Annotated in this window: 10 protein-coding genes; 2 read left to right on the top strand and 8 right to left on the bottom strand. The window is 56.1% G+C overall.

Annotation, left to right across the window (positions count from 1 at the left end; translation table 11 throughout):
- A partial coding sequence (locus GSQ80_RS09865; protein WP_158787490.1) for a DUF4331 family protein occupies positions 1 to 754 on the bottom strand: 754 nt, incomplete at its 3' end.
- Positions 755 to 843: 89 nt separating this feature from the next.
- Positions 844 to 2025 carry an alpha/beta fold hydrolase gene (locus tag GSQ80_RS09860; protein WP_254059565.1) on the bottom strand — a complete coding sequence of 394 codons (1182 nt, stop codon included), beginning with the start codon at positions 2023 to 2025 and terminating at the stop codon, positions 844 to 846.
- 485 nt (positions 2026 to 2510) lie between these two features.
- Between GSQ80_RS09860 and GSQ80_RS09855 the strand changes: the two genes are divergently transcribed.
- Entirely contained in the window at positions 2511 to 2888 is a 378-nt protein-coding gene (locus tag GSQ80_RS09855) for a response regulator (protein ID WP_158787489.1), read from the top strand.
- 85 nt (positions 2889 to 2973) lie between these two features.
- A complete protein-coding gene (locus GSQ80_RS09850) occupies positions 2974 to 3603 on the top strand; it encodes a response regulator transcription factor (protein WP_158787488.1) in 630 nt (209 codons plus the stop codon).
- Positions 3604 to 3815: 212 nt separating this feature from the next.
- Here GSQ80_RS09850 and GSQ80_RS09845 read toward each other — a convergent pair whose 3' ends face one another.
- The 6 genes from GSQ80_RS09845 to GSQ80_RS09820 all read right to left on the bottom strand — a co-directional run bounded on the left by GSQ80_RS09845 (position 3816) and on the right by GSQ80_RS09820 (position 10216).
- On the bottom strand, positions 3816 to 4463 hold the full coding sequence (locus GSQ80_RS09845; RefSeq protein WP_158787487.1) for a response regulator: 648 nt from the start codon (positions 4461 to 4463) through the stop codon (positions 3816 to 3818).
- 46 nt (positions 4464 to 4509) lie between these two features.
- Positions 4510 to 5373 (bottom strand): alpha/beta fold hydrolase, encoded by an 864-nt coding sequence (locus GSQ80_RS09840; RefSeq protein WP_158787486.1) that lies wholly within the window; start codon positions 5371 to 5373, stop codon positions 4510 to 4512.
- A 130-nt stretch (positions 5374 to 5503) separates the two neighbouring features.
- The gene (locus GSQ80_RS09835) at positions 5504 to 6004 is read right to left on the bottom strand and encodes a RidA family protein (RefSeq protein WP_158787485.1); all 501 of its coding nucleotides are present in this window, start codon (positions 6002 to 6004) and stop codon (positions 5504 to 5506) included.
- Positions 5998 to 6720 (bottom strand): SDR family NAD(P)-dependent oxidoreductase, encoded by a 723-nt coding sequence (locus tag GSQ80_RS09830; protein WP_158787484.1) that lies wholly within the window; start codon positions 6718 to 6720, stop codon positions 5998 to 6000. The genes GSQ80_RS09835 and GSQ80_RS09830 overlap by 7 nt, the downstream gene beginning before the upstream one ends.
- 400 nt (positions 6721 to 7120) lie before the next feature.
- Positions 7121 to 8389 carry an MFS transporter gene (locus GSQ80_RS09825; protein ID WP_254059563.1) on the bottom strand — a complete coding sequence of 423 codons (1269 nt, stop codon included), beginning with the start codon at positions 8387 to 8389 and terminating at the stop codon, positions 7121 to 7123.
- 147 nt (positions 8390 to 8536) lie between these two features.
- Positions 8537 to 10216, bottom strand: coding sequence for an FAD-dependent oxidoreductase (locus tag GSQ80_RS09820; protein WP_158787483.1), 1680 nt, complete (start codon positions 10214 to 10216; stop codon positions 8537 to 8539).
- Positions 10217 to 10262: the final 46 nt, after the last annotated feature.

The following is a 10262-nucleotide window of genomic DNA, read 5'->3' as shown; positions in this document are numbered from 1 at the left end:
CCGACGAATAACCGCCTGTGTGCTCCAGCGAGTGCGCGAAGACGGGGATGAAGGACGCGTCGTTCGCCGGTTCCGCCGCGAGGTAGTCGGCTCTGTGCTCACCGGGAAGAAAGACGGCCTGTGAGGGCAGCGCCCCTCGGTCCGCTTGAACCCAGTCCCCACTCGCGCCGTCCAACGTGCGATGCCACAGGCCGATCTTCCCCCGTCCCAGCGCCGAGTTCGGAACTTCGAGCACGATACTGCACACGTCCGCGTCGGCGAAAAAATCGGCGCCCGTGAACTGCAAGTTGTTCAGAGCCCCCTCAGTGTCGAAGAAGAAAGGATCACTGCGCCAGCCTGCGAAAAGGCGGTAGTCGCCAGCGTCGGTCACCAATGCGTCGCTTCCGGTGGAAACCGGCGCAAGTGAAAAAATGACTTGCCCACCTTCACCAGTCCCGGCAGCCAGCACTCCCTCCACTCGATACAGCGTCACAGTCTGCGCTCCTCCCACCGAAGGGGCAAACCGAACTCGATAGGCGATGTTCGCGACTGCGTCGCCGTCGGTATCGATCTTGAGTTCATAGATCGCGTCCGGCGAGAACGGGTCGACGCGGGTCGGCCCCGGCGGACTGACGCCGACACTGGGATGCACATTCATGATAAAGATCGATTTAGTGGCGTCGCCTGGCTTTGGAAAAGCATATAGATCAGTGAGGTCTAAGCGCGCATCCCCATGAGGGAATCCGAAGTCGGGGCCGGAATAGTGGTGTGACATAGACTCTCTCTTCCTCACTTTACGGATTCGAAATATTCAATCGAGCGGGTCCATTTCGCACAGCGAAACTGACTTCAAGCTCGCACGAATTAAAAGTGGTCGACATCGACAACGGCTTTAGAGAGCGCCTGCGGCGCCTCCTGCGGAAGATTGTGCCCGACGCCGCCGCTAATCACCCGGTGCTCATACTTGCCGGAGAATCTGTTCGCGTAGGCGCCGCCGTCCGCGTGCGGAGCCCCGTTTGCATCGCCTTCCAACGTGATGGTGGGTACGGTGATAAGGGGGCCAACGGCGAGACGCTGTTCGAGGCCATCATATTTCGACTCTCCTTCAGCCAATCCCTGGCGCCAGCGGTAATTGTGGATCACGATCTGTACATGATCCGGGTTATCCAAAGATGCTGCGCTCCGATCAAAGGTGGCGTCATCGAATTGCCACTTTGGAGAGGCGAGTTTCCAGATGAGTTTCGCAAAATCGTGCCGGTACTTTCCATAGCCTCCCTCGCCGCGAGGGGTAGCGAAGTAAAACTGATACCACCATTGGAGTTCGGCCTGCGGCGGCAGAGGGACCTTCCCTGCTGCCTGGCTGCCGATCAGGTAACCGCTCACGGAGACAAGTGCTTTGCAGCGTTCCGGCCACAGCGCCGCGATAATGTCAGCCGTTCGCGCTCCCCAATCGAAGCCGGCCAGGATTGCCTTCTGAATGTGGAGCGCATCCATGAGCGCAATGGTGTCGAGTGCCACCACCGATTGTTGGCCGTTCCGAAAAGTCGCACTGGAGAGGAAACGTGTTGTGCCGAAGCCGCGAACGAACGGGACGATCACTCTATATCCCGCTGCCGCCAGCAAAGGCGTAACGTCGACGAAACTGTAAATGTCATAGGGCCAACCATGCAACAGAATTACAGGTGGGCCGTTGGCTGGACCGACTTCGGCGTAACCCACATTGAGCAGCCCGGCTTCGATCTGCTTGATGGATGCAAACGTGGTGCTCGCGCCCGATGGAGGCACCGGCAGCTTAGGTGGCTTCGTTTTGACACTGGCTAAGAGTGCGTCCGGTGCCAGCAGTACTGTTCCAGCAGATAGTCCGGTCAGCGCGAACTGACGGCGGGACATTCTCTTCAATTCTCGCGGCGGCCGTTCATCTTCGTCGAACACGCCAATCCCGGTCTTGAGTTTATCTGGTCGACTCATATTGCGAACTCCTATGTGGATGGGTTCGGCATCGAAAGTAGCCTGTCGGAGGTAGGGATGCGTCAGCCAACGCTTCATGCGTATCTACAGCAGGACAGGCAGCGAGCGACTAGCAGTGGATCTAAACTCTCGAGTCACTCGCCAGTTGTGATCACAACAGAAGTCTGCCGGGTAATCTATTGCACGATGGTATAAGTCGATACGTTGGTATCTCTTCGCGGGATCGTAGCGCGAAAATGACTGACTTCATTGTCACCACTCTTCCGTTCGTCTGGTTGAGGATCAGCGCTGACGATGAGCGAACTGTCATTGACAATCTTTGAAACCAATACCAAAGTCTTATCGACACCCGCATAGTTTCTAGTCCAGTCTGTGGATGTGCGACATTGTTGAGAAAGGGCTTCCGTATACACGAGTTCAGCCGCGTCGTTGACGCCTTCCCGGATCTGGTATGGACTGCGATTCCAGATAGGAAGCGTATCTGAAGGTAAGACAGACGACAGCAGTCTTGGGGTAATTCACGCATCTCCCTCGATGGACCCCCAGAAATCCAAGAGGAATCCGTGAAAGATAAACGCTTACTCATATCGGTGGTCGACGACGATCAATCCATATGCGAGTCGTTACCTGACTTGCTAAGAGAATTCGGTTTTGCGGCCAAGGCCTTCTCCGCCGGGGAGGAGTTCCTCGCATCCGATGAACTAGCTCAGACCAGTTGTCTGATCCTTGACGTTGCCATGCCCGGAATGACCGGGCTCGATCTCCAAAACGAATTGGCGATTCGCCAACAAAGGATTCCGATCATCTTCATTACAGCTCAGAGAGATGAGGCGATTCGCCCCCGCTTGCTTAAGCTCGGAGCTGTGGAATGCCTATTGAAACCCTTCAACGAACCCGATCTCCTGGAGGCAATCAACTTAGCATTCCAAGGAAATCACTAACCGCGTCGCTTGCTCTCTGGAGCGACCAGTCAATATATTTGTGTATTAGCCAGCAGTGCCGGGCTCCGAATCGAGGTTACCTGCCATGCCTCCCGCCACACCAATAGTATTCGTTGTCGACGATGACATTTCAGTTCGCGAATCGCTCGAGTTGTTGATCCGGCACGAGGGTTGGGAACCAGAGATCTTCGCGTCCGCTCAGGAGTTCCTGGCTCGCCCGCGAGTTCCTGCCCCAAGTTGCGCGGTTCTCGATGTCTCCTTACCCGATCTCAACGGTCTTGATCTACAGAAACGCATCACATCGGATCGGGCAGACATGCCGATCATCTTCATCACCGGTTACGGCGACGTTCCCATGACGGTGATGGCAATGAAGGCAGGGGCTATTGAATTTTTGACGAAGCCATTTGATGATGAAGCGCTCTTAAACGCTATTCGCCATGCTATTGAGCGCAGTCGAAATGCTCTTCGCCGTGAGTCGGAGATAGGAGCGCTCAAGGACTGTTACGCAGTACTAACGCCTCGCGAACGGGAAGTCCTGGCATTGGTGGTGTCGGGGCTATCGAACAAGGAGGTCGGCAGCAAGTTAGGCATCAGTGAGATCACGGTGAAGGCGCATCGGGGCAGAGTGATGCAGAAAATGCAGGCCGACTCTCTTCCTAATCTTGTGAAAATCGCAGTCCGACTCCGTATCGCCCCCTCGCCAAGAGCCTAGTGCCGCGCGTCGGGCAGGCGTAAGCCATCGCTGCTCCTAGTTCAGCGAACTTCGTTATGCAGTTTCCGCGACGAAGCCGAGGGCCCGACATTGTCAGTTTCGCGCGAAACTGAACAGACCTTCAACAAGACCCACTTGATAGAAACAAATGCCGCGAAGCTAAGAACATCATTGAACATCGAATGGCACCGTGAAGGATAGCTTCGGAAGATTTAGCGCAGGTTTGCGGGGACGTTGTCCGTCCTCGCAAGTGACGCAAAAGGAAGGCCGGTTTTATCGGTGTCCGCCGGTGTCCTGACAATTGCCAGCTGCACAGGATGCAGGCAGTGGGGGCAGCTCCGTTCCGCGCGCAAGAGCTCCGCATCGTGGAGGCAATGGTAGAACGTCCTCAAGCACTCTGGACAAGCGACGGCCATGACGGAGAAGTCGTCTTCGCCAATCGGCAAAGCGGGTACCCAGATTGGCGCAGCGGCGCGCGCGGAATATCGCGTTGCATTATCTTTGATCGCGCAGAGCATCTCGAAGAGCTCGGCAACACTGCATTCACCCTTTGGGTAAAACGCATCGGCCGGAACCCCCTGTGGAACGATCGCTCCGGTATACGCGCCGCTCATAGCGATCATGGCAATCCTCGGGAATCGCCGGCGTACGACGGATAGAAGCTCAAAGCCCGACATGCGCGGCATGTTCAGATCCGAAATGAGAATATCGGGGATCCGGTCCCGTATCATTGCCAACGCTACGAACCCATCTGGCGCCGTTCGAACCGAATAGCCAGACTCCCTGAATATTTCCCCGAGAACACTCACCAGCAGAGCGTTATCGTCCGCCACTAATACGTCGTCCATTTCATTGATCATTGTCCCTCCTACAAAGTTGAGCTTGTTTTTGGGGTAGTTCCGGCACTCAATCCAGCCCAGTCATAAACTCCCGCACCAGGGCCGCGATTTCGTCTGCCTTGGTATCCAGCGCAAAATGCCCCGCTTCGAGCACATGGACCTTTGCGGCCGGCACATCTTTCCGGTAGCGCTCGGGCTCGCCAAGATCAAATGAGAGGTCGTGCTTACCCCATAGGACCAGGAGCTTTGGTTGGGTCTTCTGCATCCACACCTGCCACCGTGGATAGGCTTCGACATTTGTCCGGTAGTCATAAAAGAGGTCGCTCTGAATCTGAGCCTGCGCTGGGGCACTCAAGAACGCATACTCGTCAGTCCAAAGATCAGGGTCATAAAGCTCAGTGTTGGGGTCGTCGCCGATGTGGCGAGTCTTTGTGGTTGGCAGCGATAACAGGTTTATACGCAACGCTTCTTCATTCGCAGGCCGATTCGCCCAAAATGCCCGCCGCGTCGTCCAGTTCGATCCCAGACCTTCGTTGTGCGCGACGGCGTCCTGGACGATCAGAGCCTGGACCGTTTCGGGGTGGGCGAGTGCCATACGAAATCCAACCGGTCCGCCATAATCCTGCATATACAGCGTGTAGTGGGACAGACCCAGTGCCTGCGTGAAGTCAGTCATCACCGAAGCAATATGATCGAACGTGTAGTCGAATTGTTTTGGATCAGGCCACGCGCTGTGTCCAAAGCCTGGATAGTCCGGGGCCACCAGGTGGTAGTTATCTGCGAGCCGCGTTAGTAAAGGCTCGAACATTCGCGACGACGATGGAAGCCCATGTAGCAAAAGGATGGTCGGCGCAGCTTTAGGCCCGGCTTCCCTGTAAAAGATTGATAGCCCGTCGACCCGTACCGCGCGGTAGTTAACCGGGTATGTCATTGAATCTTCCTTTCGTTGTGCCTGCAGCGTGAGGTTCAGCATTAACGCCATACAGACTATCGGCGAGCATCGTGACCGACGGAAACATCTCAAGAGATACATCGCTCACCTCCGGAGACAGATACTCTCTTCATAGACTCTCCGCCGCTTTCACCTCGAAGATGATCTCGAGTGCGACCGGCATTCCCAAGGGAAGGCTGGCAACTCCCAGCACTGTCCTGACCGACGCCTTCTCAATCCCAAAGACGTCGCGGAAGAGGTCCGATGCACCATCCGCTACACGAGGCTGATCAAAGAAATCTCCGACGGTCGCAAGAAACACTCCGAGTCGTACGACACGCGTAATTCGATCGAGCGAGCCCAAAAACTCTTGCGCAACGGCTAGCGCACCTAGCGCAGCTGTATAAACAGCATCGCGTCCCGCCTCTGCGTCGAGTTCCTTTCCCAGCCGACCAACATACTTTGCTTTATGGTCGACCACCGGGAGCATCCCGCTCAGGAACAAAAGGTTGCCGGTTTGTAACGCCTCCACGTAGGTGCCCAAAGGCGTGGGTGCGGCCGGCAAGTGAATGCCCAAATCCAGCAACCGCTGTTGAGCGCTTCTCTGCTGCAGCCCTGAGTGCCCTACCACCGGCCCGCGTGCGCACCGCCGTCCACGTGCAGCACCTCCCCTGTAATATGACGGGCTTCGGTCAGATATAGGACGGCCTCCGCAATATCTGCGGAATCGGAAACGATGCCCATGGGTGAAAGCGTCTTCATGAAGTCCTTCGGGGTTTTCGCATGAAGAGGCGTATCGACGACACCAGGCGCAACTGCGTTGAAACGAATGTTTTCCTTGGCGTACTCGCTTGCCAGGCTGCGCGTAACCGCTTCGAGGCCGCCCTTCGTAATCATCGGGATCGACGCCGTAAGGCCGGCGATCGGATTCTCGACCAGCGACGTCGTGATGGTCGTGACACTGCCTCCAGTGCCCTGCGCCAGGATCTGCTTCACCGCGAGTTGGGTGATGAAGATGAACCCCTCCAGATTCGTGGAGACGAAACTCTGAAATTCTTCAGCGGTGTACTCCGTGAACGGCTTTACCGAGAAGATGCCGGCGTTATTGACCACATGATCAATCGAGCCAAACTTAGCTAAAGCAGTCTTCGTGACTTTCTCCGCGGTCGCCTCCTTGCCAATGTCTCCATCCACGAGCGCAAGGTTTGATGATGGCACTAACTGCGCCTTGGTCACGTTACGCGAAGTTGCGACAACCTGATAATCGTGGTCAAGGAACGCTTGCACGACAGCTGCACCGATTCCCTGCGAGGCGCCCGTAACAATTACAGTTTTTTTGTTTGCCAATGTCGTTCTCCTTCTGATGCGCGCTCCATGGGACCTTGCGGCATAAAGAGATCACACCAGAATCCTGGCAAACCAACAATTGGACGAAGGTATTGAACAATACCTTTGTGTCCATCTGGGTAGTGATCAGACTAATGATGACGGTCATCAAGTAGTCTGCGCTGACGGGCTCGCTGCACCTTTAGCTGTGAGCATCTGTGCGGAGCAAGCGCCCAGCATTGCCAGGACCGCAGAAATCCAAAGGACCTCATGAAATCCAACGACGAACGCCACATCGAGGGCCCGTCTCAATTCAGGATCTTCAATCTCTGCACCGGCGAGTTTCGCCCTCTCTCGAGCGAGGGCTTCACGGTTTGCGGACGACAAAACCATCTGTTCGATGGCTCCGTTCAAGGAGCGATTAAACCCCGCTGCCAGAACGAATCCAAATACGGCGACCGTAAGGAGTGAGGCGATTCGCGAGACAGCATTGTTGACTCCCGAAGCGACACCAGCCTCCGCAGCCGGGAGAGATTGCATCACCGCGGGTGGTCAACGGTGCGACGGTAACCGCTAACCCCACTCCCAGAGTCAATACTCCGGGAAACACGTTGGTCCAATACGGTGCAGGAAGGCCACACCAAAGCATCAGCAGAAATCCCGCGGCCGCGATAAGGGATCCGAACGTCAGGGGCAATCTGGCAACAAATCTCGCAATCAACCCGCCAGACCAACGGGAAAATAGCGAGATTAGCAAAATCAGCGGAAGCAAGGATGCGCCTGCCTCGGTGGCCGAATAGTACTGGACCTGGATCAGCTCGAGAGGTAAAAAGTACAGTACTCCTCCCAGGGCGCCGTAAAGCATCAGTGTAAGCAAATTAGTTCCCGTGAAGTCTCTCGACCCAAATAAAATCGGCGAGATCATCGGTGAGGCAGAACGGAACTCCACCAACACAAATGTAGCAATCAACGCGACGCCGAGCAGTCCGCACCAGCGAGCTGCGGTTCGGTCGGCGGACGCCTGTATAAGAGAGAACGTGACTGCGCCCAATCCCGAAGTCACGAGAATGGCACCGAGCCAATCGATTTCGCTATTTGATTGCTCGTCGCGGCTCTCGCGAATGTGAGATTGCGCCAGCCACACGACAGCGGCCGCCACCGGAACATTGATGAAGAAGACCCAGCGCCACGAAGCATGCTGCACTAGCCAGCCTCCGAACACTGGACCGACAGCGGCCGTGATCGCGGTAAAACCAGACCAGGTTCCGATCGCCGTACCGCTTTCACTCGCCGGGAACGAGGCACTGACGATGGCTAGGCTGCCTGGAACCATGAAGGCAGCTCCAACTCCCTGGAAAGCGCGAGCGGCGATCAACATACCAATCGTAGGCGCGAAACCACAGCAGATCGATCCAGCTGCGAAGACGAGCACGCCGAACACAAAACACCTTCGTCGACCATAGAGGTCCCCGGCCGAGCCTCCCAGAAGCAGTAGTGCAGCCAGAAAGAGCGCATAGGACTCGACGACCCATTGCAATGAATTCGCCGTTGCATGCAGATTCGCCTGCAAGGCTGGAAGGGCAACATTGACAACAGTCCCATCGATAAAAGCCATGCTTGAGGCCAGGATCGTCGCCGCAAGCACCCAGCGGCCGTGTGTCTTCGCGGAACTCGGTGGAGACGAAATCAACTTCTGTCCTCAGACACTCCCAGAAGCGTGCGGATTGGTGTCGCCTTCCTTCTTGCACCCGGAAGTTGTTGCGTCCTCATGATGACGAGCCCGCGAATTGACACCAGAACCTGGCCCAAAGTTAGCACGTTGTGCGTCCGCCGTCCGCTATGGCTCCGACAGAGCGCGGTGAACGAAGCTAATTGAAATCGCTCCTTCACCAACAGCGGACGCCACTCGCTTCATGCTTCCCGCGCGCACATCTCCCACCGCGAAAACGCCGGGGAGGCTGCTCTCAAACGATTGGGGTGCGCGCTTTAGTGGCCACGCAGGACTCATCTCGCTTGAGAGCGAAAGCGGCAAATCCCGCCCTGTGAGAATGAACCCATTCTTATCTAGCGCCACCCGGCCGCGAAGCCATTCGGTATTGGGCGACGCGCCTGTCATGATAAAAATATGGCGCATTGGAAGCCATGAACTCTGGTTTGTCCTTTTGTTTATCCAGGAAACCTTTTCAAGAGAACGGTCGCCGCATAGCCCCGTAAGCTCTGTCTCACAGAGCAATTCAATAGCGGGATTCCCTTCTATCCGCTGAATGAGATAGCGCGACATGGATTGCGATAAGTCTTTTGATCGCACGAGCATATAAACTTTCCGCGCCGTCTGCGAAAGGAACACCGCAGCCTGTCCTGCGGAGTTGCCTCCTCCCACCACCACGACGTCTTCGTCGAGGCACAGCTGCCCCTCAATGGTCGTTGCTCCATAATGAACGCCACGTCCCTCGAATTGCTCAAGTCGAAACAGGTTCGGCTTCTTGTAGCAGGCTCCCGTCGCGATCACAATCGTTCGCGCGAACAGCGTGCTCCCATCCTCCATCACGAGCTCGTATGGGCGCCGGTCACACTTCAATTCGACGATGGAACGGGCAACAGCCATCTTCGCTCCAAATTTTTGCGCCTGGGTTATCGCCCTGGAGGCGAGTTCCTGGCCAGAAATTCCTGTGGGAAATCCCAAATAATTTTCGATTCTCGAACTCGAACCGGCCTGCCCGCCGGGGGCGTGATTTTCGACAAGCAAAAGGTCCACTCCTTCCGATGCCGCATACACAGCAGCAGCCAGGCCCGCGGGGCCCGCACCCACAATGATCAAGTCGCGTAGCAAGCCGCGCTCCACGTCGTCATTCAGTCCGAGGCACTCTGCGAGTTCAAGTGTCGTAGGATTGCGAAGAACGGCCTTATTGTTGCAAATGACAATCGGGACTTCTTCGACGGTGATTGAAAGGCGATCGAGCATCCGCTGTGACGCAACGTCTGTGTCAAGGTCGACGTAGGTATAGGGATGACCATTCCGGCCAAGGAACTCTCTCAAGCGCATCGTATTTACAGAATGACGCGATCCGATAACGATGACGTTGCCCAGTTGTTGTGTAATGAGATTAAGTCTGCGGAGTATGAAAGCGCGGAGCATTATCTCTCCAAGCTCGGCGTCCCTGGCTACCAACCCGCGGACATCCTCATGAGAGATTTCCAGCACCTCTCCCGGTCGAGTAACGCGACCGAGCGCGACACACCGCTGCCCCCCGATCATTCCGGCTTCCCCGGTGAACATCCTCGGTTGCAATGTCCCTATGGGCTTTTCGCCTTCTCCATCCGGCTGCACAACCTCCATGCAGGCCGACAGCAAAAGAAAAACGGGCACCGCCACATCCCCAGGCCGATACAGAATCTCCCCTGCCTCGACGCTCCTTTGCCGTGCGAAGGCCCGCACGCGTGCAATCTGTGAACCCGTCAAGAGAGGATACATTTCGGTGGCAGGGTTAAGGGCACTCGGGACCATGGTCGAAGACATTTCGGAATTCCTCGCTTAGTACGTCTCCGTCTTGTACGCCGACTAG

Source organism: Granulicella sp. L46 (genome assembly GCF_009765785.1).
Classification (GTDB): domain Bacteria; phylum Acidobacteriota; class Terriglobia; order Terriglobales; family Acidobacteriaceae; genus Granulicella.
This window is presented reverse-complemented; position numbering and strand designations above follow the sequence as displayed.

Excerpts from the sequence above, each read along its gene's own strand:
- GSQ80_RS09840 (WP_158787486.1), bottom strand. The coding sequence starts at position 5,373 with ATGACATACCCGGTTAACTACCGCGCGGTACGGGTCGACGGGCTATCA.
- GSQ80_RS09820 (WP_158787483.1), bottom strand. The coding sequence starts at position 10,216 with ATGTCTTCGACCATGGTCCCGAGTGCCCTTAACCCTGCCACCGAAATG.
- GSQ80_RS09850 (WP_158787488.1), top strand. The coding sequence starts at position 2,974 with ATGCCTCCCGCCACACCAATAGTATTCGTTGTCGACGATGACATTTCA.
- GSQ80_RS09860 (WP_254059565.1), bottom strand. The coding sequence starts at position 2,025 with ATGAAGCGTTGGCTGACGCATCCCTACCTCCGACAGGCTACTTTCGAT.
- GSQ80_RS09845 (WP_158787487.1), bottom strand. The coding sequence starts at position 4,463 with ATGATCAATGAAATGGACGACGTATTAGTGGCGGACGATAACGCTCTG.